The sequence below is a fragment of the Methylocapsa aurea genome, from assembly GCF_000746085.1.
Taxonomy (GTDB): Bacteria; Pseudomonadota; Alphaproteobacteria; order Rhizobiales; family Beijerinckiaceae; genus Methylocapsa; species Methylocapsa aurea.
In genome coordinates, this window is the sequence record NZ_JQKO01000008.1 from 122,553 (window position 1) to 148,102 (window position 25,550).

Consider the following 25,550-nt stretch of genomic DNA (forward strand, 5'->3'; position numbering starts at 1 on the left):
GCCTATCAGCATCCATCGCCGGTAAGCGGGGCAACCGTCGAGCGCAGCCTCTAAAGTTCCAAGAACGTCTCGAACCCGCCGTAGATCATGCGCTTGCCGTCGAACGGCATGTTCGACATGAAGTCCTTCAATCGGGGATCCACCATCACCTTCGCGTTGATTGCGTCGCGCTGCTGGCGCGATTCATAGACGATCCAGGAGAAGATGACGACTTCGTCCTCCTTCGCTTGCACGGCGCGTGGGAAAGAGGTGAGTTCGCCATAGGGCACATCGTCGCCGATGCATTCCACATAGGCGAGCGCGCCGCATTCCTTCCAGACCTCCCCAGCCTTCCGCGCCATCGCCTTGTAGGCCTCAATGTTTTGCTTTGGCGCCGCGAGCACGAAACCGTCGACATAGGCCATCAAGCCCTCCTTTGTTTGAATTGACCAAAGAACGATCGAGCAGGGCGAAGCCGACAGCATTCCCTCGATTTCGTCTTCGCATCCCTGGCTCGGGCGCTTAGAACGCCTCGACGATGGCGCCGCGGCGCAAACAAGCCTTCAACGCCGCCCGAATAACTAGGCTCCAACCGCTTAATGTCAAAGGCGCGAAACGCGGCGCGCGGCGCTGCGCCAGGCTCGGAAGATAATTGACAGCCTATTGTCTAAATGACAATATATAAACATGTCTACCGCCGTAACCGCCGCCTTGACGGATCTTGTCACCGATCTTGTCCTGGAGACCTTTCGACTCAACGGCCGGCTGCTGGCGGAGGGGGACGCGCTGGTGGCCGATCTCGGTCTGACCAGCGCGCGATGGCAGGTGCTCGGCGCAATCGCGTTGTCTCCGGTCCCGATCTCCGTGGCCCATATCGCGCGGAACATGGGGCTGACGCGTCAGGCGGTGCAGCGGCTTGTGAATGAGATGGCGGCCGACGGGCTTTTGCGCTTCGAGCCCAATCCGCATCACCGTCGGGCCAAGCTGGTGCTTCTGACGTCTCGCGGGCAGGCGGCCTATGACGCGGCGATGCAGCGTCAGGGGCCGTGGGCGGCCAATCTCATGGGCGGGATGAGCGCCGAACGGATCGAAGCTGCGACGGAGACCTTGCGCGCCGTTCGCGAACGTCTCGAACACCCGGAAAAAGGCGACGACAATGCTTAAAATCATCCATCCAATTGCAGGAATCATTGGCTTTCTGACGATTCTCACTTTCTGGACCTCCACCGTCGCATCGGAGCTGTTCGGCTCTCTTGAGACGGTCGTCGCCGTAAAACGGGCGATCCCCTGGGGGCTGCTGATCCTTGTCCCAGCGCTGGCCATCGCCGGAGCTTCTGGCTTCAAACTGGCGGGCGCCTCGAGCGACCCTCGGGTCATCGGAAAGAAACGCCGGATGCCGTTCATTGCCGGCAATGGACTATTCATTCTGATTCCGAGCGCGCTTTATCTCGCCGCACTTGCCTCCCGCGGCGAGTTAGGGCCGCTTTTTTACGGCGTTCAGGCAATCGAATTGATCGCAGGCGCTGTCAATCTCTCGCTTATGTCGCTCAACATTCGCGATGGCTTTCGGCTCACCGGCAGGCTTTCCGATCTGAGGCGTCAGGCGGCGACGGACTAAGCATGTTCCAATAAGGTGATCGACTTTTTCGATCGGATGGCTCCATCTGATCGGGATGCGTTCAAGAGCGCTTTCAGATCCGCAAGTATCAAAAAGCAGCTGTAGATCTTCATATTATCGCATTTTCTTAACGCGAACCGGCATCCACTTCGCTCGAAAATGCTCAAGGAGAGGAATTGACCCAATACCAGCGCTCTCATCACATTCTTCCCAGCGCATCGACGATGCTCGGCGTCTGCCTGACCGGAATCGGCCTTGTCAAAGTTGCCGAAGCGGATTTGGGCCCGACCCATGTCGATGAATATCTGGCTTTGAACAGTCTGGTCTTTCTGGTCAGCTGCATCTGCTCTTATGCATCCATCAGGGCCGACGAGCAAAAGCCGTCCGTCCTTAAGCTGGAACAGATCGCCGATGTCTTTTTTATGATCGGCTTGACGGTCATGGCGGTTGTTTCGCTCCTCTTCGCTTACGAGTTTGTCTGAGCGTGGCCATGACGCCCGCCTCAACTTTGGTGGAGAAGCCTGACAAGACGGGCTTGCGGCGGCCAGGGAGCGCTTGAACGCTAGGTAAAGCGCTAAAAGGCGGGGTCGCCTTTGCGGCCGGCGCATGCTAGCTGACGAGTTCCGAGGACTTGAGGGTCCGTCAGCGCAAGAGACGCAAATGACCGATTTTTTCCGCGAAGTCTCAGAGGATGTTCGCCGCGACCGCGTTATTCGCATCTGGACCAAATACCAATATTGGCTCATCGCCTTGGCTTTGCTGATTGTCGCGGGGACGGCGGCGTGGCGCGCCAATGTGAATTTTCGCGAAGCGGCGGCCGAGGCTGCGGGATCGCAATACGAGGCCGCGCTGCAATTGTCCCACGAGAAAAAATCGGTGGAGGCGGAGGCTGCATTCGAGGCGATCGCCAAGACCGCTCCCAAAGGATACGCCAGCCTCGCGCGGCTGCGGGCGGCCGATGAAATCGCCTCCCGCGATCCCGATCTCGCGATCAAGGCCTATGACGCGCTGGCCGCCGATCCAGCCTATGACCAAGCGTTCCGGGACGTGGCGCGGTTGCGCGCGGCGATGCTGGCGGTGGATAGGAGCGAGCCGAGAGACGTCGAGCCAAGGCTCAGCCTGCTGTCCGCTCAGTCTTTCCCCTATCACAATACGATCCGCGAATTGCTGGGCTTGTCGGCGCTGAAGCGGAGCGATTTCGAGGCCGCCGGCCGCTGGTTCGAGGCGATCCTCTCCGATCAGCAAGCGTCTCCGGCGCTACGCCAGCGGGCGGAAGCCTTCCTCGGTTTGGTCCAGGCGGGACCGCTTTTGATTGAAAAATCACCGCCTGAAAAATCGTCTCCAGAAACAGCGCCGCCGCAAGCGGCGCCGGCGGGGGCGGCGCCCTCGAAGTGATGTTTACAATCGCGATCATCGGCCGCCCGAATGTCGGCAAATCGACCCTGTTCAACCGGCTTGTCGGCAAGAAGCTTGCTCTGGTCGACGACCGCCCCGGCGTGACCCGCGACCGCCGCGAGGGCGAGGCCAAGCTCGGCGACCTTGTCTTCAAAATCATCGACACCGCTGGCCTCGAGGAAGGCGACAGCGCTTCCTTGCCCGGCCGGATGCGGGCGCAGACGGAAATGGCGATCGAACTCGCCGACGCGATTTTCTTCGTATTCGATTCGCGCATTGGCCTGACCCCGGACGACCGCTTTTTCGCCAATCTTGTTCGTCGCGCCGACAAACCCTTGATCCTCATCGCCAATAAGGCCGAAGGCCGGGCCGGGCAGGCGGGCGCGATCGAGGGCTACGATCTGGGCCTCGGCGAACCCGTGCCGCTTTCGGCCGAGCATGGCGATGGGTTCGCCGAGCTTTACGCCGCCTTGCGCGAGGCGCTCCCGGAGGAGACCGAACTGCCCGCCGAGCGGGGAGAAAGCGAGGCGCGGCTCGTTCTCGGCGAAGACGAGGACGGCTCGGAACTCGACATCACGAAGCCTCTGCGGATCGCCATCATCGGCCGCCCGAATGCCGGCAAATCAACTTTGCTCAATCGCATCCTGGGGCAGGACCGGCTGTTGACCGGACCGGAACCCGGCCTCACGCGCGATACGATCGGCATCGATTTCGAATGGCGCAATCGCAAGATCAAGATGTTCGACACCGCCGGCTTGCGCCGGCGGGCGCGGATCGAGGACAAGCTCGAAAAACTCGCCGGAGCCGACGCCCTGCGCGCGGCGAAATTCGCCGAAGTCGTGGTGCTCCTACTCGATGCGACGATCCCTTTCGAGAATCAGGACCTGACCCTCGCCGATCTCGTCGAACGCGAGGGCAGGGCGCTGGTCATTGGCCTGAACAAATGGGATCTGATCGAGGCCAAGGGCTCGAAACTGTCCGAACTGCGCGAGGCGGCTTCAAAACTGCTGCCGCAGGTCAAGGGCGCGCCTGTCGTCCCGGTTTCCGGCGCGACCGGCGAGGGCGTCGAAAAGCTGATGGAGGCGATCGTGCGCGTCCATGAGATCTGGAACAAGCGCATCTCCACCGCGCGGCTCAATCGCTGGCTCGCGGGGGCGCTTGAACAGTCGCCGCCTCCCGCCGTCTCGGGCCGCCGGATCAAGATCCGCTATATGACCCAATTGCGGGCGCGCCCGCCCTATTTTATCCTGTTCGGCAATCAGCTCGACGCTTTGCCGACCAGCTACGAACGCTTCCTCGTCAACGGCCTGCGCCAGGCATTCGATCTGCCGGGAGTCCCGATCCGCATGTCGAAGAAAACCAGCGAGAACCCGTACGGGCACCGGAAATCGCGGCAGAGGTAGGGCTCGGGCGATTTAGGTTAAGTGGGCGTGAGGCAGGGCGCTCGGGTTCGCTTGCTTTTCGATTGTCGTAGGGAAGGACGGACCGCATTGCCCGAGGGACGCGAAAATCCAGGATGGGGCCGCTATCTGCTTTGGCCAGTCGAAGCGCTCGTTATTCTCTATGTCGCTCTCGACAGCATTTTTACCCCGCTGTTTCTCCCTATCATTCGATGGACGGCGAAGCTTCGCCTCATCATCCGGTTGCAGGCGATCGTCGAGCGTCTGCCCCCTTATGGGATTCTCGGTCTGCTTGCGGTTCCTTTCGCGATCGCCGAACCGGCCAAAGTCTACGCCTTGGTTCTGGTCGCCACGGGGCATCTTGCCATTGGACTTGGCATTTTCGTTTTGGCCTATCTTCTCAGCCTAGTCGTGATGGAGAGAATTTATGACGCAGGCCGGGAAAAACTCAGAACCATCGTCTGGTTCGCCAAGCTCATGGATTGGCTCGTCGGCTTTCGCGACAGCCTCATTGCCTGGGTCAGGTCGACGCAGGCCTGGGCTTTCGCGGCGAGGGTCAAACAAAGGGCCCGCGGCATGATCGCGCGGGTCCGGCTGCGTCTTCGCGTCGACTGAGGTCTCCGTCTTGGACCGAACCTCGGTCCTGAGGCCAAAGGTCCAGCGCGGCGCCAACCTGGTCCGGTCGAACTCTTGTGGCCCTGATGCGGCGCGCCTATGCTAGAATGATGACTGGCGCTGACATGAAAAACAATTCTTCCGGCCCTCCCTATCAATCGGAGGCCGGCGCGAAGGCGCGGTTTGACGACGCCAGCGAATTCGACGCTTTTGAACCGTCGCCTCCGCGCCGGCGCAGGTTCCGCCCTGTCCCGGTCCGGATCATCCTGCCCAATCTGGTGACTTTGCTGGCGCTGTGCATGGGCCTCACCGCCATTCGTTTCGCGGTCGAGGGAAAGTTCGAAACAGCGGTCATCGCCATTGTCATCGCCGCCATTCTCGATGGATTGGATGGCCGCATCGCCCGCGCGCTGCGCGGCACGTCGCGTTTTGGCGCTGAACTGGATTCGCTGGCCGATTTCGTCGATTTCGGCGTCGCTCCGGCGCTCATCCTCTATTTCTGGAGTCTGCACGAAATCAAGAGCCTTGGCTGGTTCGCGGCGCTTGTCTTCGCGATCGCGGCGGCGCTGCGGTTGGCGCGTTTCAACGTCATGATCGACGATCCCGGTCGGCCGGTCTGGCAGGCGCGTTTTTTCACCGGCATGCCGGCGCCCGCCGGCGCCATCGTCAGCCTGTTGCCGCTCTACCTTCATCTCTCGGTTCTCGAGGTTCCGAATGTGCGCGGCCTCGTCCCCTTTGAGATCGTTTACGTTCTGATCATCGCCTTCCTGATGGCGAGCCGCATCCCGCATTTTTCCGGCAAGAAGACCGGCCGCGTGCCGCGCGAATATGTGATTGTCGTCCTTTTCGCGGTGGTCGCCTGCATTCTCCTGCTCGCGACCTTTCCAATGGAAATGCTCGTCTGCCTGGCCTTGATCTATCTCGCGACAATTCCCTTCGCGGTCCGCCGGTTCAAGGCCTACGAATTGGCCGACCTCAAACTCGCCGAGTTGGCGAAGAATTCGCCCGTGGCTTCCTCCGCTGCGCCGTCGCATGAGAACTCGCCCTAAAAGGGGGGAGTCCGTTTGCGCCCTTCGCGCGCGGGACTTGGCAAATACGCGGCGCCGGTTCACAAAGGCTTTGTTCTCGATTAGGGTCCCGGCCAATTGCCGCGCCGGATTCTTGTCGGATCTTGCAGGATCTTGCCGGATGTTCGCGCCCGAGTCGTCGAAGCTGGGCGCCAATCTCCGCTTGATCTTCAACCTCTTGGTTTGCTTACGGTGTTTGCAGCTGTCGATACGCCTCCCGCGCCAGGGCCGAGCCGCGGAACCAAGAGGACGGCTTAAGTACAAGGAAAGAAATGTCGAAAGAAGAATTGCTTGAATTTCCAGGCGTTGTCGTCGAACTGCTCCCGAATGCGACTTTTCGCGTCAAGCTTGAGAATGAACACGAGATTATTGCCCACACCGCCGGAAAAATGCGCAAGAATCGCATCCGCGTTCTGACCGGCGATAAAGTTCTCGTTGAAATGACCCCCTATGACCTGACCAAAGGTCGCATTACCTATCGGTTCAAGTGATCGGGGATTTTGCAATGGACCGCCGCCGTGACCGCTGAAGACAAGGCTTGGCGGCCAAGGCTGGTTCTGGCCTCCGCGTCGCCGCGACGGCTCGAATTGCTGCAGCAGATCGGGATCGAGCCAGACGCCTTGCTCCCCGCAGACATCGATGAGACCCCCGGCAAGAACGAATTGCCGCGGACCCTGGCGGCGCGTCTCGCGCAAGAGAAAGCGAGAGCGGCGGCAAGAATCGCGGCGGCGACGCCTGAACTCGCCAATGGTTATGTCATCGGCGCCGACACCGTCGTCAGCGTTGGCCGCCGCATTCTTCCCAAATGCGAAGTGGTGGCGGAGGCGGCGCAATGTCTGCGTCTTCTGTCCGGGCGGGCGCACCGGGTTCACACCGGCGTGTGCCTGATCACGCCGAAGGGCCAGGAGCGCCACAAGATCGTCGAGACGCGGCTGCGCTTCAAGCGCCTCTCGTCGAGCGAAATCGAAGCCTATCTCGGCTCAGGCGAGTGGCGCGGCAAGGCGGGGGGCTATGCGATCCAGGGCCTTGCCGGCGCATTTGCCTTGAAGCTCATTGGCTCCTATTCTTCGGTTGTCGGGCTGCCGCTTTACGAAACCATGTCCTTGCTGACCGGCGAGGGTTATCCGGCTCATCTTTCCTGGCTGAACCGGGTTTGATGACATCCCCTCATGTCTTGCCGTTTCGGACGTCGCCGATGCATCCCGGAAAGCCAGACCCTCATGCCAGCGGCGACCCTTCCAAAGCGCCTGCGCGGCCCTGCCCGATCTGCGGCAAACCCTCCGTTCTCGAAATGCGTCCATTTTGTTCGAAGCGATGCGCGGACATTGATTTGCATCGCTGGCTTGGCGGCGTCTACGCGGTTCCCGCCGAGCCCGCCGGCGGCGCGCCCTCCGATCCGGCCGAGCCGAACGAGGAATGACGAGATATGTTTGGCGGCCTCGCCGCTGGCTTGGCGGGTTGGCGCCCTTGCTCCAATGACGGCGTGACGCGCGAACATGTTTTTTGCCCTTTCCAAGATCTTCTGGCTCCTTGCCGAGCCGGTCTCTCTGCTCATTATTTTGGGCGTCCTCGGCGCTCTCCTCGGCTTCACCCGCTTCGCGCGGACGGGGCGGGCGATCATGGCCGGCGCGCTTATCGCGCTTGCGATCATCTCATTCACGCCGCTTTCCGCGGCGCTCATCCGGCCCCTGGAGGATCGGTTTCCAGCCGCAAGCCTCCAGGGGCCGGCGCCCGCCGGAATCATTGTTCTTGGGGGCGCGCTCCTGCAAAACAAATCGGAGGCGCGCGGACAGGCGATCCTGACCGGAGACGCCAATCGGCTCACCAGCGGCGTCGAATTGGCGCGGCGATTTCCGACGGCGCGGCTCGTCTTTACCGGCGGGTCGGGGAAACTTATCGACGTGGGCGCGCCCGAAGCTGATGGCGTGCGGAATTTCTGGCTGGCGCTCGGCGTGCCGGAAGAGCGCATGAGCTTTGAAACAAGGTCCCGCAATACTTGGGAAAATGCGCTCTTCACGCGCGACCTCCTCAAGCCGCGACCCGACGAGACCTGGCTTCTTGTGACGTCGGCCTGGCACATGCCGCGCTCTGTAGGCATATTCCGGCGCCTGGGTTTTAACGTGATCCCTTATCCGGTCGCCTATCGCACCTTTGGCGACTCGCGAGACTTTCTGTCGAGTGCGAAGCTCGGGGAAAGACTGTTCATGTTTGAGTTCGCCATCCGCGAATGGATCGGCCTATTAGCTTATCGCTTGACCGGAAAGATAGACGCGCTGTTTCCCGCGCCATGACCGAACGCGCCTGATTGAATCCACCATTATTTATCCGACTTGGACCGAATATAGTTGAGGCCCGCCATGCCTATGACCCTCGTCATCGCCAACAAGGCCTATTCGTCGTGGTCGCTCCGGCCGTGGATCCTGATGCGCCATTTCAACATCGCCTTCGACGAGATCGTCATTCCTCTCGGGCGCGAGGAGAGCAGAGCGGAGATCTTGCTCCATTCCCCGAGCGGAAAGTGCCCGGCCTTGCGCGATGGCGGCGTCAGCGTGTGGGAGTCTTTGGCGATCATCGAATATCTCGCCGAGCGGCATCCGGATTGTGCGATCTGGCCGAGGGAGAAAGCAGCGCGGGCGCAAGCGCGTTCGCTGGCCGCCGAGATGCATTCAGGCTTTGTCGGGCTGCGCGCGCATTTGCCGATGAACATGCGCAGGCCGGTCCGCCGATTCGAGCTGACGCCGGAGGCGGCGGCCGATGTCGCGCGCCTTGAACAGGCTTTCGCGCAGGCGCGCAAGGAATTCGGCGATGGCGGGACCTTTCTCTTTGGCGATTTCTGCGCCGCGGATGCGATGTTCGCCCCGGTGGTCAACCGTCTGCATGTCTATGATGTGGCGGTGACGCCGCCGACCCGCGCCTATATGGATGCGATGATGGCGCTGCCGGCCTGGCTGGCGTGGAGCGCGGATGCCGCCGCGGAGGAGTGGATTATCGAAAAATACGAACGCGCTTAGGCCTGGGTCGAAGCGGCGTCAGGGCAAGGCCCAAGGCCGGAAGAGGAAGACCATCAAAAAGGGGGCATCCGTCCGGGACGCGCCCGTCGCCAAGCCGCCTCGTCGAGGAAAAGCGCCTGTCCCCAGCCTTTGGCCTTGCCGGCGAGCCGAGAAATTCTTCGCCCGCCGCTCAATATTCTTGCCCTTACGCCCTACAAGCACGATTTATAAGAGCGTCAAGCATCTCCTAACTTTAAGCGCGCGAGGATCCAAGTGAGCCGTTCAGAGGACAAAGGCGGGGCCCTCGCGCCGAAGTCCAGCACGAAATCCGACATCGATTTGTTTCTAGGCGCCGCGGCGAAGCTGCCCGCGCCGGCCGCCACGGCGCGCGGAAAGCTCATTTTTGCCTTGGATGCGACGATGAGCCGGCAATCCACCTGGGATCTTGCGCAAACGCTTCAAACCAAAATGTTCGCGACCGCGGCGGCGCATGGCGGCCTCGAGGTGCAGCTTGTCTATTATCGGGGATTTGGCGAGTGCAAGGCCTCGCGTTTCATGACCGGCGGGCAGGGCCTTGCCGGGCTCATGACTCAAATCGCCGTGCGGGCCGGCCAGACGCAGATCGAAAAAGTTTTGCGTCATGTCCTCGACGAAACGCGGAAGAATCCGGTTCGCGCGCTTGTCTTCGTCGGCGACGCCATGGAGGAGCAATTCGATGCTCTGGCCGCGGTCGCCGGAGACCTTGGACTTTTGGGCGTGAAGGCGTTCTTGTTCCAGGAAGGTCGCGACAGGACCGCCGAACAGGCGTTTCGCCACATCGCCTTGCTGACCGGGGGGGCCTATGCAACCTTCGATTCATCGGCGCCCGAACGGCTCGTCGCGCTTTTGTCGGCGGTCGCGGCCTATGCCGCCGGGGGACGGCGCGCGCTTGAATTCGAGGCGCGGGCGCGCGGCGCGGCCGCGGCGGACCTTCTATTAGCGCAATTGCGTTGAGTGGCGCGGGATGATTTATCTTCTTGCCGGGTTGGCGGCGTTCTGGCTCGGGCTCTCCGCGCTCAAGGCTTTCACGCGGGCCAATCCCGCCGCGCTTGCGCGGCTCATCAGGGCCGGCGCCGGAGCGGCGACGCTGCTCGCGGCTCTGTTCCTCCTATTGCGCGGGCGCTTCGACATGGCGATTGGTCTTGGCGGTCTTGGCGCCTGGCTGCTGAAGCTCGGCAGCGGATCGCCATGGCGAATGTTCAAGCCGGTTGGCGGGGCGGCCGGCCGGGTTTCCTGCGTCAGGTCGGCGATGATCGAGATGGAACTCGATCATGAAACGGGCAAGATGCGCGGGACGATCCTGGCCGGTCCGGACGAAGGCAAACTGTTAGACTCGCTGACCCGGCCGCAATGCGAATCCCTCTATTGCCTGTGTTGCAGGGACGATCCCGAGGGCGCCCGGCTTCTGGAGGCCTATCTCGACCGCCGGTTTTCCGGATGGCGTCCGACAGGTCAAGACCAGGGCGACTCGGGGCCCGCTGGCGCGCGGCGCGGTTCGGGAGCCATGTCCAAGGATGAAGCGTATGAAGTTCTGGGACTTCAAAAAGGCGCTTCGCGCGAGGAAGTCGTTCGTTCGCACCGGTCGCTGATGAAAAAGCTGCATCCAGATCGCGGCGGGACGACGGATCTCGCGGCGCGGGTCAACGAAGCGAAAGATGTCCTGATGCGGCGTCATCAGTAGGTCCAGGGTTCTTGAGAGCATCTTAGGCGAATCGGATAGAGGTGAGCCGCGGCCGCGGCGGGAGCTTCAGTCTTTGGTCGGGAAACAGGAAAATCCGGAGCGCTTCAGCGCCTTGCAGGCCAGTTCCGCACTTTCGGCCTGGAGGCCGGCAAAACGGGCCCTGTAGAGCGTTTCCGAACCCTTCTGCACTTTCTCGGTAAAGGGCTGCGCGGCGGTCAGCGCTTTGGGGCCTTCGGTTTTGGCCCGGGCGAGGAGCGCGTTCGCCTTTATCACATCGTCCGTGGCGCCGATCTGGATCATCCAGCCGCTGCGGGCGGCCGCCGGCCGGTGAGCCTCGGCGACCTTTATGCTGTCGCTGCGATCGGACTCCGGCCTGGCTGCCGATGTTTTCTCCTGCCCCCGATCCTTGACGGTCGCCGGCGCGGCGCCGGAGCGGGTCGCCGCAGGCGTGGCGGTCGCCGAGGCTCCAGAAGCTCGTCCAGGGCGCGCAGTCGAACCGTCGAGCGCCGGGGTCTTGGAATTGTTCTCTTTCGTCGCAGAATGCGGATCGGCGGAGAAAGGTTTGCCTCCCGAGACAAAGGCGGGCCGGGGCTTATCGAAAGAGACGTCGGGGCTGATGGAGGCAACCTGAATCGGATCGACCGCTGGCGTTGGCTTGGGCGGGGTGGATGGCAGAGCCAGCTTCTGTCCGGCATTCTGTTCAGGCTTGGTCTCGGCGTCTTGCCGGAGCGAGCCGAATGGACGATTTGCGCTGGGCTGCGGGAGCTTTACGGCCTCGGCGTCGGCGCTCCCGGCGCCGGTCTCAGAAATCGCGGCGGCGGTTCGAACGGTAGCGCCATTTTCGATCTGGTCTTCGATCAAGTCCGCCATGATCCGGTCGCGGGAGGGAGCGCTTGCGCCGCCCAGAACCACCGCGACGATATAATGTCCATCGCGCTTGACCGAGGTCAGAAGATTGAAGCCGGACGCGCGCGTATAGCCGGTCTTGATGCCGTCCATTCCCTCGACGCGGCCGAGGAGATGGTTGTGGTTCATGATCGTCGCGCCGCCATAGTAGAAGGCATGGGTCGCGAAATAGCGATAATAGCGCGGGAAGCGCTCCTGGACGGCGCGACCCAGAATCGCCAGGTCATGCGCGCTCGTCACCTGCGCATTGTTCGGGAGGCCGGAGGCGTTCTCGAAATGCGTGCGGCTCATTCCCAGCGCATGCGCCTTGCGGGTCATCAGTTCAGCGAAACCTTCTTCATCGCCGCCAACCGTTTCGGCGATCGCGACCGCTATGTCATTGGCCGAACGGGTGACGATGGCCTTGATCGCATCGTCGACGCTGATGGTTTGGCCCGGTCTGAGGCCGAGCTTGGTCGGCGCCTGCGCCGCCGCGCGGTGGGAAACCCGAATGTCGCTGTCGAGGCGCAGGCGGCCTTGTTCGAGCTGCTCGAACAAAAGATAGAGCGTCATGACCTTGGTGATCGACGCTGGATGGCGGAGATCGTTTTCGTTGCGCGCGTAAAGCGTGCGGCCGGAGTTGCCGTCGACGACGATCGCCGCGATATTGGCGTGAGAGGTTCCAGGCTGGCCGCGGGTGGGGCGGAAGAAGTGCGCGTGATGCCCATGGTGCGCGCGATGCGCGAAATGCGGGCGGGGGGCGTGATGGCGCTGGTGGTGGTGACGCGCCTGCGCGGGCGCCGCTGGAAGCCCCTCCAGCGCCAAGGCGATCGTGAAACCAAATAGGGCGACGGCAATCTTTCTGCGACGAACGGTCGCGCCCAGCTTCGACATGTCCAGCATCCTCGACTTCACCTTGGAATGGCCTTCGCTGCAACGCTAATTCCGCTGGGTTACCGGCGGGTTAAGAGACCAAATTGCAGCTTTATCGGCGGTTTCTGTTCGACTCTATGTTGCACTGCGATATCAACTTGACGTGATTTGTGCGCTGCACTATAAGAAGGTTCTGCAGGCTGGACAACAGGCTTGCGGGATTAGCCGCCTCCGATCTCGGAAGAGTCGGCGCATGCTCTATGAAGGAAGAGAAAATGGCCTATCAGTATGATGATTTCCAACAGGTTGGCAAAGAGCAGCTCGAAGCGGTGACGACGACGACCGCCTCGCTGGCCAAGAGCTGGCAGACGATCGCAGCAGAGGCGACCGAATTTTCCAAGAAGTCTCTGGAGACGAACTCGGCCTTCCTTGAAAAGCTGCTTGGCGCGAAGTCATTCGATACCGCCATTCAGATCCAATCGGAATATGCCAAGACGTCCTATGCCGGCTTCATCGCTCAGGCGACCAGACTTGGCGAACTCTATTCCAACCTCGCCAAGGAGGCTTTCAAGCCGATCGAAGCGGCGATCACCAAGGTTCAGAGCTCCGTCAAGGGATAAGCTGATTCGCTCGGCGCGAAACGCTGAGCGAAGCCTTCATCATAGGGCGCGGTCGACATGATCGCGAAAACAAGATCGCGATTCGATTGGTTTGCATCCTGAAGGGCTCGGCTTTTGCCGAGCTTTTTTTTGCCGAAATTCCGAATCGAAATGCTGCCTAGTTTCTTGGCACCGCAGCATAACCGCATAGCATGGCGTTGCCATGACCTCTAAGCGATGGCGCGTTTTTTGCTCAAAATCGAATATGGCTCAACCCGCGAGCCAGGGCTAAGATTTGGAAGTCGACCAAGGCGCGGCGCCCGCGTGTGGCGTTTCCCTCTTGCCGGTCAATTCCCTCTTGCCGGCAAGGCGCGCGCGTTGTTCACTAAGGTTTCGCCACTAGCCAAAAGCATGCGGCGAGATATCTATTGATGAGGGCGAGGACTTCGGTGTGACGGACGGACTTCTTCGGCGTTCTCATTTCAGGATTGACCAGGCGGGGCGCGCCGAATTGCGTGCGCCGGCCGGCGCCGGCCCCGCTTTTTTGGCGGGTCGGAACCGCGGCGCCAAGGACCCGCAAAGGGGCGGCGAGGGCGGTCCTGGTTCTGGGACCGCGGTCATCACGCGGCCGAAAACGCAGACCCGCCGTCCGAGCATGTATCGCGTCCTGCTCTTGAATGATGACTACACGCCGATGGAATTCGTGGTGGCCGTCTTGAAGAAATATTTCAACAAGGGTCCCGAAGAGGCGACGCGAATTATGCTTCATGTTCATCAGCATGGGGTCGGAGAATGCGGCGTCTTCACCTACGAAGTCGCCGAGACCAAGGTAACGCAGGTCATGGATTACGCCCGCAAGCATCAGCACCCCCTGCAGTGCATCATGGAAAAAAAATGAGAGGTTGGAGCCTATGCCGTCGTTCTCCCGCAATCTCGAACAGTCGCTGCATCGCGCCCTCGCCGTCGCCAACGAGCGCCATCACGAATACGCCACGCTGGAGCATCTTCTGCTCAGTCTGACGGACGACACCGATGCGGCGGCGGTCTTGCGCGCTTGCTCGGTCGATCTCGATCTCTTGAAGAAAAATCTTCGCGAATACATCGATCAAGAGCTCGACAATCTGGTTAGCGACGGGCGTGAGGACGCCAAGCCGACGGCGGGATTCCAGCGCGTCATTCAGCGCGCGGTCATTCACGTTCAGTCCTCCGGCCGGGAAGAAGTCCTTGGCTCGAACGTGCTTGTCGCGATCTTCGCCGAACGCGAGAGCCATGCCGCCTATTTCCTGCAGGAGCAGGATATGACCCGTTACGACGCGGTCAATTACATCAGCCACGGCATCGCCAAACGGCCTGGCTTGACGGACGCCTCGAAGCCGCCGCGCGGCGTTGACGACGACGGCGAAGGACGCGAGGCAAAGGAAGGCAAGGAAGGCGGCGACTCCAAGAAGAAAGAGGGAGCCCTCGACGCCTATTGCGTCAATCTCAACAAGAAGGCGCGCGACGGCCGCATCGATCCGCTGATCGGCCGCGAGGCGGAAGTGCAGCGCACCATCCAGGTCCTGTGCCGTCGGCACAAGAACAATCCCTTGCTGGTCGGCGATCCCGGCGTCGGCAAGACCGCCATCGCCGAAGGGCTCGCGCGCAAAATCGTCAAGAGCGAAGTGCCTGAAGTCCTTGCCGAAGCGACCGTCTTTGCCCTCGATATGGGCACGCTGCTCGCCGGCACCCGCTATCGCGGCGATTTCGAAGAGCGCCTGAAGCAGGTGATGAAGGAAATCGAGAACCATAAGAAGGCGATTCTCTTCATCGATGAGATTCACACTGTGATCGGCGCCGGCGCCACCTCCGGCGGCGCCATGGACGCCTCGAATCTTTTGAAGCCCGCGTTGGCCCAAGGCACGCTGCGCTGCATCGGCTCGACGACCTATAAGGAATATCGCCAATATTTCGAGAAGGACCGCGCTCTCGTGCGGCGGTTCCAGAAAATCGACGTCAATGAGCCCTCGATCCCCGATGCGATCGAGATCATGAAGGGGCTCAAGCCCTATTTCGAGGAATTCCACAAGATCCGCTACACCAACGAGGCGGTCAAAGCCGCGGTGGAGCTGTCGGCGCGCTATATTCACGACCGCAAGCTTCCGGACAAGGCGATCGACGTGATCGACGAAACCGGCGCGAGCCAGATGCTGCTGCCCGAAGGCAAGCGCAAGAAGACCATCGGCATCAAGGAGGTCGAGGCGACCATCGCGACAATGGCGCGGATTCCTCCCAAGACGGTCTCCAAGGATGACGCCGAAGTCCTCGAACATCTGACCGAGACGCTCGGGCGCGTCGTCTATGGCCAGAACAGCGCGATCACGGCTTTGACCGCGGCGATCAAGCTGGCCCGGGCCGGATTGCGCGACGGCGAAAAGCCGATCGGCAGCTATCTCTTCTCCGGGCCAACCGGCGTCGGCAAGACCGAGGTCGCTCGCCAGCTCGCGGTGAGCCTTGGCGTTGAGCTCGTGCGCTTCGACATGTCGGAATATATGGAGCGCCACACGGTCTCCCGCCTCATCGGCGCCCCTCCCGGTTACGTCGGCTTCGACCAGGGCGGCCTTTTGACCGACTCGATCGATCAGCATCCCCATTGCGTTCTGCTGCTCGACGAAATCGAAAAAGCCCATCCAGATCTCTACAATATCCTGTTGCAGGTGATGGATCACGGCAAGCTGACCGACCATAGCGGCAAGCAGGTCGATTTCCGCAATGTCATCTTGATCATGACGACGAATGCCGGCGCGGCCGACATGCAGCGCGCGGCCTATGGCTTCACCCGGTCGAAGCGGGAAGGCGAGGATGTCGAGGCGATCAACCGGATGTTCGCGCCCGAATTCCGCAACCGGCTCGACGCCGTCGTGACCTTCGGCCATTTGCCGGCGGAAGTCATCGTCAAGGTCGTCGACAAGTTCATCATGCAGCTCGAGGCGCAGCTCGCCGACCGCAATGTCACGATCGAGCTGACCGACGAGGCGCGCAATTGGCTGGTCGAGAATGGCTATGACGAGCAGATGGGCGCAAGGCCGATGGCCCGCGTCATCCAGCAGACGATCAAAACCCCGCTCGCCGACGAGGTTCTATTTGGCCGCCTGAAGAACGGCGGAACGGTCAAGGTCGTGGTGACGGCGGAGGAGGACGGGGTCAAGAAACTGAGCTTCGTCTTCCCCGAAGGTCCGGTTCTGCCGCGCCCAGAGCGCGACATCGTCGAGGCGGGCAAGAAAAGGATCCGGGCGGAGCCGGAAGTGCGCCGCGCCAAATCTCGCCGGTTGAAGGGCGAAGATGGCGGGGCGAGCGAGTCCCCACGTCCCGACGGCGAGGCCGAGACGGTCGCCGGCGGCGAGGAGCCGGACGCGAAACACTAGTTCGGCGTCAGTTTGAAAGCAAAAAGGGCCGCGGCGGATGCCGCGGCCCTTTTTTGTGGATGCGTTGGAGCAGGAGCGCGGACTAAGCTGTTTGGAGCGCGGCGGCGATTTTTGTCGCCAAGGCCTCAAGCACCTCTGGCTTTTCCATGGCGCCGGTATGAGGCCGCAAGGCGACATCGGTCCAGCGCGGCAGGATGTGGAAATGCAGATGCGGCACGATTTGCCCGCCGGCCGGCTCATTGAATTGCTGGATCGTGATTCCGTCCGCATTGAGCGCCGTCTTGACTGCGCGGGCGATTTTCTGCACCGGCCCCATCAGCTTGCCGAGAGACGTCGCGTCTATGTCGAGGATCGTGCGCGCGGGGATTTTCGGGATCACCAGGACATGGCCGTCCGCGCGCGGCATGATGTCCATCAGCGCCAAGGCGATGTCGTCCTCATAGATTTTGTGACAGGGCAGCTCGCCGCGAAGAATCCTCGCGAAAACATTCGTCTCGTCATAGGCCGGCGGCATTGTCGCGCTCCCTCGCATGATCAGGTTCGATTTCGCAAGGACAGCGCTAAGGGTCAAGGCCCCTTTTTGAAAGGCGTCAACTCGCCATATTGCTCAAGCGCTTCATCGACATGAACGCGCTCCTTCTGCAGATATTCGTCGATCGCGCGGGCGAACCGCTTGTCGGCTATGTCATGGGCGGAAAAAGTCGCTACCGGGCCATAGCCGCGCGCGAGCTTGTGTTCGCCCTGGGCGCCCGCCTCGACTCGGGCGAGGCCGCGAGCAATTGCAAATTCAATCGCCTGATAATAGCAGACCTCGAAATGGAGAAAGGGATGCTCCTCGATCGCGCCCCAATTGCGTCCATAGAGCGCATCCTTGCCGATGAAATTGATCGCCCCCGCGATATAGCGGCCATCGCGCTTGGCCATGACCAGCAGGATGTGATCGGCCATCGACGCCCCGACGCTGGAGAAAAACGCCCGGGTGAGATAGGGCGTCCCCCACTTGCGGGCGCCCGTGTCGGTGTAAAACAAAAAGAAACTGTCCCAATGGCTCTCCGTGATCGCGGAGCCGGTCAAAAGCTCGATCTCGATGCCGCCGGTGAGCGCCTCCTTGCGTTCGCGGCGGATCATCTTGCGCTTGCGCGACGCGAGATCGGCCAGAAAGGCTTCGAAATCGGCATAGCCTTTATTGATGAAGTGGAATTGCTGCCCGGTGCGCTGCAAGAATCCGGAGGCGCCGAGGCTCTCCCATTCCGAGCGCGTGGGAAAGGTGATGTGAATCGAGGAGGCGCCTATTTTTTCACGCCAGGCGCGAAGCCCGGCGATGAGTTTTTGCCGCGCGGCCTCGCCATGGCCCGGCGCGACCAGCAGCCGCCGGCCGGTCGCCGGGGTGAATGGAACCGCGACTTGAAGTTTTGGATAATATTTAAGCCCGGCGCGATGATAGGCGTCGGCCCAGCCATAATCGAAAACAAACTCGCCCATGGAATCCATTTTCAAATAGGCCGGCGCGGCGGCCGCCAGACGTCCGTCGGGATCCCTGACGAGAATATGCGTGGCGGTCCAGCCGGCGCGCGGCGCGACCGATTTGGAGGTTTCAAGGGCGCTCAAGAACGCATGGGTGATAAAGGGGTTGAACCTTTCCCTTTCATGCATTGCGCGATCCGGCTCGCATGGATTTGGGCTGTCGGCTGCGAGGCTTTGACCGGCCTCCGCCACCAGATAGGACGCCTCCGCGATGACGTCTTGCATTTGCGGGGTTGCTGGTTGCTCCTCCGGATTGGCGCAGGCGTCCCATTCGGCCGCGGCAATCTCGTTGATCGATGGAGCTATATGGACCGTGTAGCTTGAGGCCATGGCGCGGCGTCCCAAAGCGGAGGCGATTGCAACGATATCGATCTTGCCGCCTGCAATAAAGACTCCATGGCTCCGTTTGAGGCGGCAAGGCTGTTCATTTAGGACGTGATGGATTCTTGCGAGGATCCTGATCCGGCGCCGTGCTGCAAGATCACTTGTTCGGCCGCCTCAAGGCCGGTCAAATAGGCGCCGTGAGCCGTCGTGAAGGCGCGCTGCGAACAGGCTTCCCCGGCGAAAAACAACCGGCCGCCCACTGGCGCCGCGAGCCTTGCGCGCGCATCGGCATGGCCGGGGAGAGCGTAGGAATAAGAGCCTCGCGCGAAGGCATCGCTCGCCCAGCGGGTCTCGATGAGCGGGCGCAGGCGGGCGCGAATGCAGGCGCCGAACAGGCCGGCGAGTTCGGCGCTCGCGAAGTCGAAGAACGCGCCGGGTCCGGCGGCTTCAAGATCGTGGGCAAGACGGCCGCCAAAAAAAGCTTCGATCAGAGGCCGGCCGAAGGGACGCAAGTGATAGCTGGCGGTCGCGGTTCGGTTCGGGTCGCCGAAGAGATGGCCATCGGCGGGGAGCGACTCCGGCGCCGCGATCGTCATCACCAGCTTGTCGGCGAGGCCGAGCGGCAGCATCGAGGCGGCGGCGACCTTGTCAGGAAGTTCAGGCCGGAATCGGATTGCTTCGGCGGCGATGAGCGATGAGGGCGCGGTCACGATGACGGCGTCCGCGCGCAATGACCCTTGCGTTGTTTCGACGCGCGGACGCCGGTCCCGCCAGTCGATCAGGGTGACCGCGCAGCCGAGGGAAAGAGGCAGGCCGGCGGCTTGCGCGGCGATCAAGGCGCCATAGCCTTCGCGCACCCGCCAGTTCACGCCGCTGTCGGAATAGCGGCAAAGATCCTGTGCCGAGACGCAATCGAGTTCGGCCCCGTTCATGAAGCTGCTTTCCGCATCGAGCAGGGGATTCCACCGGCCGCCGGGCTCCAACAGGCTCGCCGCCGCGACGTCGCTCGCGCTGGGATCGATGGCCTCGAGACGCGCATGAAACGCCGCAGAAGCCCTTTCGAAAGCATCTTGGTCTGCGCGGCTGAAGCCGAGATCCATGCTCTGCCGCGTCCATGGCGGAACGGTCTTGTCGATCGTCAATCCGGCCGCCGCGGCGATCTGGGTCCAGGGATTGCGATCGGCCGAATGCAGCCAGCCGCAGCCGAGATCGAGCGGATAGGGCGCGTCAAGAAGCGTGTGGGCGCGCCCGCCCACCCGGTCGCGCGCTTCAACAATGCGCACGCCAACGCCCGCCAACGCGAGCCGCGCGGCCGCGCCCAATCCCGCGGCGCCAGCGCCGATGACGATGACCTCGATGCCGTTGAGGGCGGCGCCGGACATTCGATCTCCTATTGTCGAAAGGGCCTGTCGATCAGATGGACTGAGGCGAGCAAAAAAGAAATCGCTGAGAATCACAAGTCGGAGCGCGTCGGAACAGAAGAGGCTGCGCGACCTTATTAAGAACATGCTTTGTTTGAAGGCTTTCGCTTGCGTTTAACATGCGACATGATCGGCGCCGTCACCAACCTTCGGCCCGACGCCAAGTCCATAACGCCATTTCGTAAGGTAATAGCATGACGAATATCTGGGCGCGCAAATCGATGGCGGTTCTTGAGGCGGAGGCCAACGACGCTGAATTTGGAGCTGGCTCCGAGACGGCGGGGCTGCACCGGACCCTTTCGCTGGCGAGCGTCATCGCGCTTGGCATCGGCTGCATCATCGGCGCGGGCATCTTCGTTTTGACTGGACATGCCGCCGCCTCCTACGCTGGACCGGCTGTCAGCCTGTCCTTCGTTCTGGCCGGAATCGTCTGCGCCTTCGCCGGCCTCTGCTACGCCGAAATGGCCTCGACAGTGCCTGTCGCCGGCAGCGCCTATACCTATGCCTATGCGACAATGGGCGAATTTATCGCCTGGATCATCGGCTGGGACCTCATTCTCGAATATGCCTTCGGCGCGACGACCGTGGCGATCGGCTGGTCCGGCTATGTCACGAGCTTTCTCAAGGATTTCGACATCACTATCCCGGCTGCCTTGGCCAGCGCGCCGCTTGCCTATGACCCGGCCAATGGCGACTGGACCAGCACCGGCGCGCTGTTCAACATCCCTGCCGCGTTCATCATCGTCCTCCTCACCGTCCTGCTCGTCGTCGGCATCAGGGAATCGGCGCGGGTGAACAATGCGATCGTCCTCATCAAGTTGGCGATTATCCTCCTCTTTATCGTGGCGGGCGTCTCATCGATCAGCGCAGCCAATTGGGTCACCTCGACCAATCCATCGGGAGCCTTCATTCCACCCAATCTCGGACCCGGCCAATATGGTTGGAGCGGGATCATTCGCGGCGCGGCGGTGGTGTTTTTCGCCTATATCGGCTTCGACGCCGTTTCGACGGCGGCGCAGGAAGCCAAAAACCCGCAGCGCGACATGCCGCTCGGCATTCTAGGCTCGCTCGCGATCTGCACGGTTCTCTACGTACTGGTCGGCGTCGTCATCACTGGCGTCGTGCCTTTCGATAAATTGAACGTGCCGGATCCGATCGCGCTCGGCGTTGACGCGATCGGGCTCGGCTGGCTCTCGTTCCTCATCAAGTTCGGCGCAATCCTCGGACTAAGTTCGGTCATACTGGTGCTTCTGCTCGGCCAGCCGCGCATCTTCTATTCGATGGCCCGCGACGGCCTGCTGCCGCCCTTCGCCGCGATGGTGCATCCACGATTTCGAACGCCCTATGTCACGACGATTCTGACTGGCGCCATCGTCGCGATTCTATCCGGCCTGCTGCCGATCGGACTTGTCGGCGAATTGGTCAGCATTGGAACCTTGTTCGCCTTTACCGTGGTCTGCCTCGGCGTCCTGGTCTTGCGGATCACCCATCCCGAGATCCGCCGCCCGTTCAAGACGCCTTTCGTCTTTGTCGTCGCGCCGCTGGGCGCCGCTTCGGCGATCTTTCTGATGTTCGGCTTGCCCAGCGACACCTGGCTGCGGCTGGGCATATGGCTGGTGATCGGCCTCGCCATTTATTTTTTCTATGGCCGCCAGCACAGCCATCTGGCGCGGCATGGCTCAGGCCAATAAAAACCCGGCGCAAGACGGCGAAGCCTAGAGCATATTCCGAACAGATTGGTTCAATCTGTTCGGAATATGCTCAGATTTTTTAGCGCTGGAGCGATTTCTGATCGACCGAAGGACTCCAATCGATCGGAAAGCGCTCTAGCCGGGTTCGGGCGCGGTTTGCGATCCCGCGCGTTCGCGTGCGGCGCCGGGTCAGACCCGGCGCGAGACCGACTTCAACAGGCCCTGATAATCTTCGGTGAGTTCCTGGTCGACGGCCGCCACCGCCGATAGAAGCAGGGCCGCGATGAAGGATTGGTCGTTGCGGGTTTCGGCTAGGGCTTCCTTGATCGGCGGAACATTCACGTCGGGATCGACGAGTTGCGTCTTGAGCTGCGTCGTTATCGTGGTCCATTGGTCGCGATGCCATTGCGCCAGGGGCGCCGTCAGCTCGACGACAAAATTCGATTTCCGCGCCTTCTCCAACATGCGGACGCCGGCGTTCCAAATGTCCTTGGGCTCGAAATGCCCATCCTCCATCAAGGTCCGGCCAATCATGCCGACGTGATCGTCGATGGTTTCGGGCTTGGCGTCGGGCTCCTGTTTGAAATGCCACACGGCGAAGGAGCCGGGATAATTCTCGCCATAGAGCGCGGTCAGGTCCTTCTCAATTTTAGAGAAGGCGGCTTTGTCGCCTTTCAAGGCTGCCGCGATGCCAAAGGCGAAGACGGAGTCATTGGCGATGGTCTGAACGCCGGAATTGTTCAGCTCGCCCTTGGACAGCGCGGGGATCGAACCGTCGGGGTTGGGCTTGGCCGTGCCGGCCCGCTGGGCCATGACATGGGCGGTCACCTCGAGCCACCCGGTCAGGCTCTCGGAAAAAAGCGAGGGATCAACCTCTACGATTGCAAGGTTCATCGGCGCTTTTCGGCGCAATACTTCATTCATCGATCGATCCTCGGCGCCATCAATGGGACATGGCTGGAATTTAAGGGATTTTAGGGTTCGGCCGCCCTATCGCGCGTTGCCGCCAGGGCGCCGCCGCCGCGTCGCTGATCGCACAAGGAGCGGGACGGCGCGGGGCCGGAACAGCAGAGCGGAAACAAATGGCAGGCCGCAGATGAGTGCGGCGCTTGCCAAGATCCAGAGCGCATTCCAATTCAGCGAACTCATGAAAGCTCTCCATTTGTCCATTTTGCTGCATTTTCGAACAACGAAGCGGCCTTCACCCCGCCTGAAAATGCTTTTGGTCTTTGCCCTTCACGCGGAGGCTTTGAGCCATCGCAGCCGGTCGAGTGCGCCTTGCAGGATATAGGCCGCGGCCATTCTATCGATGACTTCGGCGCGTTTGGCGCGCGAGGCGTCCTGGAGAATCAGAGAGCGCGTCACCGCGGCGGTCGACAGGCGCTCGTCCCAAAACACGCAAGGCCGCGCCGTCAGCGCGCCGAAATTGCGCACGAAGGCGCGAGTGGCTTGCACGCGCGGGCCTTCCGATCCATCCATGTTGAGCGGCAGACCGATGACCAGCGCCGCGACGTCGAATTTCTCGGTCAGCTCGTTGAGTCGCTCCGCGTCCTTGGTGAATTTCGTGCGCCGGATCGTCTCCAGCGGGGTGGCGATGGAGCGCTCCACATCGGAGAGGGCGAGGCCGATTGTTTTCGTGCCGAGGTCGACGCCGATGAGGCGCTGCTTGGCGCCGATGCGGGGCGCCAATTCGGCGAGATCCAGAATTTCAAATGTCATCAAAGCCCTTGCATTGCATGCCTGTTCGCCCCTGCCTCGCATGCCTGTCATGGCGGCGCGCGAAAGTCGCTTTGCGAGGCGCCGGCTCGGTCTTAAACTTTTTCAAGCGCATTCGTGGAGATCTTGAACATGAAACTGATCTGGCTCGGCCATTCGGCCTTCCGCATCGAGCTTGGCGCGGCGGTCATCCTGATCGACCCCTTCTTGAGCGGCAATCCGAAATTCACCGGCGACGTCGCGGCGGCGAGCGAGGGGGCGACCCATATCGTCCTGACGCATGGCCATGACGATCATATCGGCGACGCTGTGGACATCGCCAAGGCGACCGGGGCGCAGATCGTGGCGAATTTCGAGATCTGCATGTTTCTCCAAGGACAAGGCGCCGCCGACATCAACCCCGGCAATACCGGCGGCGCGATCGCCTTTGACGATTTCACCTTGAGTTTCACCCAGGCCTTGCATTCGTCGGGAACCGTGCTGAACGGCCAATCGATTTACCTTGGCAGTCCGAACGGCATCGTCATCAAGCCCAAGGCCGGGCCGAGCCTCTACCATATGGGCGACACCGATGTTTTTTCCGATATGGCGCTGATCGCGGAAATCCATCAGCCCAAGATCGGCCTCGTTCCGGTCGGCGATAGATTCACCATGAGCGGCAAGACGGCGGCCTTAGCGGTGAAGCGCTTCTTCAAATTCGACGCCGTCGTGCCCTGCCATTACGGAACGTTCGGTCTGCTGAGCCCCGACCCCGCCGAGTTCGTCGCCGCGATGGCCGGAGAATCGACCAAGATCATGGTTCCGCGCATTGGCGAGGCCTTGGCTTTCTGATCGCGCCGCCGAGGCCGGCGGCAAGATGCGGGCGCCGTTGAAGCATTGGCAATGCGTTGCGCCGGTCCCGGAAATGGTCAGAATGACCGGGTCTTGGGTAGGCAAGTCTTGGGTAGGCAAGTCTTGGGCGGGAGAGCGTCATGCTGGGCGGCATCTGGCAAATTTCAAATGAAGGCTTCGTCGGCTCCATGTTTGGCGCGCTCTGGAAAAGCATCGAGATCATCCTTAGCGATGAAATGGTCCGAGCGGTTCTTCTTGTGCTCGCCGCGATGCTGGTCGTCGGCGCATGGATCTTGGTCGCCCGAGGCTTGATCGGGCGGCGGCTCGCGCAATTCAACGCCGAATTTGACGCCAAGGAAGCCGAGAGAAAAGCCAGAGAGGACCAGGAGCCGCCGAAGGGATAAAGGCGGCTGCGGCGCTGCGGGACAAACGAGGGCGCCGGCGCCGCGACAGCAGCTTTCTCTCGATCATTGCGGAGAGCGTCATGCAAGCCGCTTGGCAATTTCTCAAGGTCTCCGGAGCCGTCGCTGTCGGCGGCAATGTTGCGGGCTCGACCATCAACGCCGCCTCCCTTGAAACTCCCGAAGGCTAGGGCCGACGATGCGCGATTGGCTCCGCAGATGGTTGCGCAAGCCCCGAGGGGCGGATGACCGCCGCGTCGCCGCCGAGATCTGCGAACCCGAGCCGCGCCCCCGCCCGACGACGCAGAGCAATCTGGACGGCGCGCTGGCGATTCTCGCGGTACGGGAGAGCAGCCCGGAAAAGCTCAAGGAGGCCGTCGCCGCTTTTCGCCTTGCGTTGAAGGGGCGCGCTCTTGCCCGCGCGCCGCTCCAATGGGCCCAGACGCAGGAAAATCTCGCTTTGGCCTATCTCGCGCTCTTCAACAAAACCGGCGAGCCCGCCCATTTCGATAACGCTCTCGCGGCGATCTCCGCAGCTCTGAACGGCTACCGCAAAGCCAAGGCGCCCACCTATATAGAGAAGGCCAATCGCCTTCAGGAGGAGATCTTCGCCGCGAAGCGCAAGTGAGCGCGGCGCTTCGAGATCAGCATGAGGGCGCGTGAGCATGGGGCGCAGGCTTCGCCGGCTCTTCGGCATGAGAGCGGAGAGCGCCGCATTGCCGCGCCGACGCCGCCAATGCTATAGGCACGCTCTTCGCTTAGCGCTCTTACAAAGGAGACCCCATGTCCGTCGATCAGGCGACCGTGCGGCGCATCGCCCATCTTGCGCGGATCAAGGTCAGCGACGAAGACGTTCCGCATCTGCAAGAGGAGCTGAACGCGATTCTAAACTTCGTCGAGGAACTGGCCAGCGTCGATGTCGACGGCGTCGAGCCGATGACCTCGGTCATGCCGATGCCGATGAAGAAGCGCCGGGATGAAGTGACTGAGGGCTCCATCGCCAAGGACATCGTCGCCAATGCGCCGGCCTCCGAGGATCATTTCTTTGTTGTGCCCAAGGTTGTTGAATAGGCGCAGCGCCGCTGCGCCTTGTCCGCGCG

The 25,550-nt window shown here is 61.7% G+C and carries 29 protein-coding genes; 22 read left to right on the plus strand and 7 right to left on the minus strand.

All coding sequences use genetic code 11. The features are described from left to right. Positions 1-50: 50 nt before the first annotated feature. Positions 51-404 carry a DUF1428 domain-containing protein gene (locus tag DL86_RS06140; protein WP_036259584.1) on the minus strand — a complete coding sequence of 118 codons (354 nt, stop codon included), beginning with the start codon at positions 402-404 and terminating at the stop codon, positions 51-53. Positions 405-666: 262 nt separating this feature from the next. On the opposite strand from DL86_RS06140, the gene DL86_RS06145 reads away from it, so the two are divergent. From DL86_RS06145 to DL86_RS06210, 14 genes are all read left to right on the plus strand, one after another. Continuing rightward, positions 667-1,143 (plus strand): MarR family winged helix-turn-helix transcriptional regulator, encoded by a 477-nt coding sequence (locus tag DL86_RS06145; RefSeq protein ID WP_036259352.1) that lies wholly within the window; start codon positions 667-669, stop codon positions 1,141-1,143. Beyond that, complete coding sequence (locus DL86_RS06150) at positions 1,136-1,597, plus strand: hypothetical protein (protein WP_036259354.1); 462 nt, start codon at positions 1,136-1,138, stop codon at positions 1,595-1,597. The genes DL86_RS06145 and DL86_RS06150 overlap by 8 nt, the downstream gene beginning before the upstream one ends. Before the next feature lie 176 nt (positions 1,598-1,773). Continuing rightward, positions 1,774-2,079 (plus strand): hypothetical protein, encoded by a 306-nt coding sequence (locus tag DL86_RS06155; RefSeq protein ID WP_036259357.1) that lies wholly within the window; start codon positions 1,774-1,776, stop codon positions 2,077-2,079. Positions 2,080-2,257: 178 nt separating this feature from the next. Beyond that, positions 2,258-2,992 carry a tetratricopeptide repeat protein gene (locus DL86_RS06160; RefSeq protein WP_036259359.1) on the plus strand — a complete coding sequence of 245 codons (735 nt, stop codon included), beginning with the start codon at positions 2,258-2,260 and terminating at the stop codon, positions 2,990-2,992. Continuing rightward, the gene (gene der, locus DL86_RS06165; RefSeq protein ID WP_202899172.1) at positions 2,992-4,395 is read left to right on the plus strand and encodes a ribosome biogenesis GTPase Der; all 1,404 of its coding nucleotides are present in this window, start codon (positions 2,992-2,994) and stop codon (positions 4,393-4,395) included. The genes DL86_RS06160 and der overlap by 1 nt, the downstream gene beginning before the upstream one ends. 87 nt (positions 4,396-4,482) lie before the next feature. Then, positions 4,483-5,007, plus strand: coding sequence for a hypothetical protein (locus tag DL86_RS06170; protein ID WP_036259362.1), 525 nt, complete (start codon positions 4,483-4,485; stop codon positions 5,005-5,007). Positions 5,008-5,132: 125 nt separating this feature from the next. Continuing rightward, positions 5,133-6,056: a CDP-diacylglycerol--serine O-phosphatidyltransferase gene (gene pssA, locus DL86_RS06175; RefSeq protein ID WP_084572753.1), complete on the plus strand. Its 924-nt coding sequence runs from the start codon at positions 5,133-5,135 to the stop codon at positions 6,054-6,056. Positions 6,057-6,346: 290 nt separating this feature from the next. Further along, entirely contained in the window at positions 6,347-6,565 is a 219-nt protein-coding gene (gene infA / locus DL86_RS06180; RefSeq protein ID WP_012384664.1) for a translation initiation factor IF-1, read from the plus strand. Positions 6,566-6,592: 27 nt separating this feature from the next. Beyond that, positions 6,593-7,231: a Maf-like protein gene (locus DL86_RS06185; RefSeq protein WP_036259589.1), complete on the plus strand. Its 639-nt coding sequence runs from the start codon at positions 6,593-6,595 to the stop codon at positions 7,229-7,231. A gap of 38 nt (positions 7,232-7,269) precedes the next feature. After that, positions 7,270-7,494, plus strand: coding sequence for a DNA gyrase inhibitor YacG (gene yacG, locus DL86_RS06190; protein WP_036259592.1), 225 nt, complete (start codon positions 7,270-7,272; stop codon positions 7,492-7,494). A gap of 76 nt (positions 7,495-7,570) precedes the next feature. Continuing rightward, positions 7,571-8,365 (plus strand): YdcF family protein, encoded by a 795-nt coding sequence (locus DL86_RS06195; protein WP_036259366.1) that lies wholly within the window; start codon positions 7,571-7,573, stop codon positions 8,363-8,365. A gap of 66 nt (positions 8,366-8,431) precedes the next feature. Next, a complete protein-coding gene (locus tag DL86_RS06200) occupies positions 8,432-9,085 on the plus strand; it encodes a glutathione S-transferase family protein (RefSeq protein ID WP_036259368.1) in 654 nt (217 codons plus the stop codon). Positions 9,086-9,337: 252 nt separating this feature from the next. Further along, on the plus strand, positions 9,338-10,057 hold the full coding sequence (locus DL86_RS06205) for a hypothetical protein (RefSeq protein ID WP_036259370.1): 720 nt from the start codon (positions 9,338-9,340) through the stop codon (positions 10,055-10,057). Between the two features lie 10 nt (positions 10,058-10,067). Then, positions 10,068-10,784 carry a DnaJ domain-containing protein gene (locus tag DL86_RS06210; RefSeq protein WP_202899170.1) on the plus strand — a complete coding sequence of 239 codons (717 nt, stop codon included), beginning with the start codon at positions 10,068-10,070 and terminating at the stop codon, positions 10,782-10,784. Between the two features lie 66 nt (positions 10,785-10,850). Here the strand turns inward: DL86_RS06210 and DL86_RS06215 are convergent, their stop codons facing one another. Next, on the minus strand, positions 10,851-12,563 hold the full coding sequence (locus DL86_RS06215; RefSeq protein ID WP_084572755.1) for a D-alanyl-D-alanine carboxypeptidase: 1,713 nt from the start codon (positions 12,561-12,563) through the stop codon (positions 10,851-10,853). Between the two features lie 254 nt (positions 12,564-12,817). Here DL86_RS06215 and DL86_RS06220 point away from each other — a divergent pair, with 254 nt between their 5' ends. The 3 genes from DL86_RS06220 to clpA all read left to right on the plus strand — a co-directional run bounded on the left by DL86_RS06220 (position 12,818) and on the right by clpA (position 16,542). Beyond that, on the plus strand, positions 12,818-13,162 hold the full coding sequence (locus DL86_RS06220; protein ID WP_036259597.1) for a phasin family protein: 345 nt from the start codon (positions 12,818-12,820) through the stop codon (positions 13,160-13,162). 523 nt (positions 13,163-13,685) lie between these two features. Then, the gene (gene clpS, locus DL86_RS06230; RefSeq protein ID WP_036259598.1) at positions 13,686-14,039 is read left to right on the plus strand and encodes an ATP-dependent Clp protease adapter ClpS; all 354 of its coding nucleotides are present in this window, start codon (positions 13,686-13,688) and stop codon (positions 14,037-14,039) included. Positions 14,040-14,052: 13 nt separating this feature from the next. Continuing rightward, the gene (gene clpA / locus DL86_RS06235) at positions 14,053-16,542 is read left to right on the plus strand and encodes an ATP-dependent Clp protease ATP-binding subunit ClpA (protein ID WP_036259378.1); all 2,490 of its coding nucleotides are present in this window, start codon (positions 14,053-14,055) and stop codon (positions 16,540-16,542) included. Positions 16,543-16,624: 82 nt separating this feature from the next. Here clpA and DL86_RS06240 read toward each other — a convergent pair whose 3' ends face one another. The 3 genes from DL86_RS06240 to DL86_RS06250 form a co-directional block, all read right to left on the minus strand. After that, on the minus strand, positions 16,625-17,056 hold the full coding sequence (locus tag DL86_RS06240) for an HIT family protein (RefSeq protein ID WP_036259600.1): 432 nt from the start codon (positions 17,054-17,056) through the stop codon (positions 16,625-16,627). 53 nt (positions 17,057-17,109) lie between these two features. After that, positions 17,110-18,396 carry a GNAT family N-acetyltransferase gene (locus tag DL86_RS06245; RefSeq protein WP_036259380.1) on the minus strand — a complete coding sequence of 429 codons (1,287 nt, stop codon included), beginning with the start codon at positions 18,394-18,396 and terminating at the stop codon, positions 17,110-17,112. Between the two features lie 98 nt (positions 18,397-18,494). Beyond that, positions 18,495-19,772 (minus strand): flavin monoamine oxidase family protein, encoded by a 1,278-nt coding sequence (locus DL86_RS06250; RefSeq protein ID WP_036259382.1) that lies wholly within the window; start codon positions 19,770-19,772, stop codon positions 18,495-18,497. A gap of 233 nt (positions 19,773-20,005) precedes the next feature. Here DL86_RS06250 and DL86_RS06255 point away from each other — a divergent pair, with 233 nt between their 5' ends. Beyond that, entirely contained in the window at positions 20,006-21,502 is a 1,497-nt protein-coding gene (locus DL86_RS06255; protein ID WP_036259385.1) for an amino acid permease, read from the plus strand. 189 nt (positions 21,503-21,691) lie between these two features. Here DL86_RS06255 and DL86_RS06260 read toward each other — a convergent pair whose 3' ends face one another. Both DL86_RS06260 and ruvX read right to left on the minus strand, forming a co-directional pair. Then, on the minus strand, positions 21,692-22,426 hold the full coding sequence (locus DL86_RS06260; protein ID WP_036259386.1) for a hypothetical protein: 735 nt from the start codon (positions 22,424-22,426) through the stop codon (positions 21,692-21,694). Positions 22,427-22,738: 312 nt separating this feature from the next. Further along, positions 22,739-23,221, minus strand: a complete 483-nt coding sequence (ruvX, locus tag DL86_RS06270) for a Holliday junction resolvase RuvX (protein ID WP_036259392.1) — start codon at positions 23,219-23,221, stop codon at positions 22,739-22,741. Positions 23,222-23,350: 129 nt separating this feature from the next. On the opposite strand from ruvX, the gene DL86_RS06275 reads away from it, so the two are divergent. The 4 genes from DL86_RS06275 (at position 23,351) to gatC (ending at position 25,521) form a co-directional block, all read left to right on the plus strand. Continuing rightward, a complete protein-coding gene (locus DL86_RS06275; RefSeq protein WP_036259603.1) occupies positions 23,351-24,049 on the plus strand; it encodes a metal-dependent hydrolase in 699 nt (232 codons plus the stop codon). Between the two features lie 140 nt (positions 24,050-24,189). After that, a complete protein-coding gene (locus tag DL86_RS06280) occupies positions 24,190-24,453 on the plus strand; it encodes a hypothetical protein (protein WP_036259394.1) in 264 nt (87 codons plus the stop codon). Between the two features lie 196 nt (positions 24,454-24,649). After that, positions 24,650-25,078 (plus strand): hypothetical protein, encoded by a 429-nt coding sequence (locus DL86_RS06285; protein WP_036259396.1) that lies wholly within the window; start codon positions 24,650-24,652, stop codon positions 25,076-25,078. Between the two features lie 155 nt (positions 25,079-25,233). Beyond that, positions 25,234-25,521: an Asp-tRNA(Asn)/Glu-tRNA(Gln) amidotransferase subunit GatC gene (gene gatC, locus DL86_RS06290; protein WP_036259397.1), complete on the plus strand. Its 288-nt coding sequence runs from the start codon at positions 25,234-25,236 to the stop codon at positions 25,519-25,521. Positions 25,522-25,550 lie beyond the last annotated feature (29 nt).

Coding starts and splice junctions, on each gene's coding strand:
- yacG (WP_036259592.1), top strand. CDS start 7,270: ATGCATCCCGGAAAGCCAGACCCTCATGCCAGCGGCGACCCTTCCAAA.
- DL86_RS06200 (WP_036259368.1), top strand. CDS start 8,432: ATGCCTATGACCCTCGTCATCGCCAACAAGGCCTATTCGTCGTGGTCG.
- DL86_RS06195 (WP_036259366.1), top strand. CDS start 7,571: ATGTTTTTTGCCCTTTCCAAGATCTTCTGGCTCCTTGCCGAGCCGGTC.
- DL86_RS06210 (WP_202899170.1), top strand. CDS start 10,068: ATGATTTATCTTCTTGCCGGGTTGGCGGCGTTCTGGCTCGGGCTCTCC.
- DL86_RS06245 (WP_036259380.1), bottom strand. CDS start 18,396: ATGGCCTCAAGCTACACGGTCCATATAGCTCCATCGATCAACGAGATT.
- DL86_RS06140 (WP_036259584.1), bottom strand. CDS start 404: ATGGCCTATGTCGACGGTTTCGTGCTCGCGGCGCCAAAGCAAAACATT.
- DL86_RS06285 (WP_036259396.1), top strand. CDS start 24,650: ATGCGCGATTGGCTCCGCAGATGGTTGCGCAAGCCCCGAGGGGCGGAT.
- ruvX (WP_036259392.1), bottom strand. CDS start 23,221: ATGACATTTGAAATTCTGGATCTCGCCGAATTGGCGCCCCGCATCGGC.
- DL86_RS06160 (WP_036259359.1), top strand. CDS start 2,258: ATGACCGATTTTTTCCGCGAAGTCTCAGAGGATGTTCGCCGCGACCGC.
- DL86_RS06275 (WP_036259603.1), top strand. CDS start 23,351: ATGAAACTGATCTGGCTCGGCCATTCGGCCTTCCGCATCGAGCTTGGC.
- clpA (WP_036259378.1), top strand. CDS start 14,053: ATGCCGTCGTTCTCCCGCAATCTCGAACAGTCGCTGCATCGCGCCCTC.
- DL86_RS06145 (WP_036259352.1), top strand. CDS start 667: ATGTCTACCGCCGTAACCGCCGCCTTGACGGATCTTGTCACCGATCTT.
- der (WP_202899172.1), top strand. CDS start 2,992: ATGTTTACAATCGCGATCATCGGCCGCCCGAATGTCGGCAAATCGACC.
- DL86_RS06215 (WP_084572755.1), bottom strand. CDS start 12,563: ATGTCGAAGCTGGGCGCGACCGTTCGTCGCAGAAAGATTGCCGTCGCC.
- infA (WP_012384664.1), top strand. CDS start 6,347: ATGTCGAAAGAAGAATTGCTTGAATTTCCAGGCGTTGTCGTCGAACTG.
- DL86_RS06255 (WP_036259385.1), top strand. CDS start 20,006: ATGACGAATATCTGGGCGCGCAAATCGATGGCGGTTCTTGAGGCGGAG.
- gatC (WP_036259397.1), top strand. CDS start 25,234: ATGTCCGTCGATCAGGCGACCGTGCGGCGCATCGCCCATCTTGCGCGG.
- DL86_RS06240 (WP_036259600.1), bottom strand. CDS start 17,056: ATGCCGCCGGCCTATGACGAGACGAATGTTTTCGCGAGGATTCTTCGC.
- DL86_RS06280 (WP_036259394.1), top strand. CDS start 24,190: ATGCTGGGCGGCATCTGGCAAATTTCAAATGAAGGCTTCGTCGGCTCC.
- DL86_RS06260 (WP_036259386.1), bottom strand. CDS start 22,426: ATGAATGAAGTATTGCGCCGAAAAGCGCCGATGAACCTTGCAATCGTA.
- DL86_RS06150 (WP_036259354.1), top strand. CDS start 1,136: ATGCTTAAAATCATCCATCCAATTGCAGGAATCATTGGCTTTCTGACG.
- DL86_RS06220 (WP_036259597.1), top strand. CDS start 12,818: ATGGCCTATCAGTATGATGATTTCCAACAGGTTGGCAAAGAGCAGCTC.
- DL86_RS06250 (WP_036259382.1), bottom strand. CDS start 19,772: ATGTCCGGCGCCGCCCTCAACGGCATCGAGGTCATCGTCATCGGCGCT.
- pssA (WP_084572753.1), top strand. CDS start 5,133: ATGAAAAACAATTCTTCCGGCCCTCCCTATCAATCGGAGGCCGGCGCG.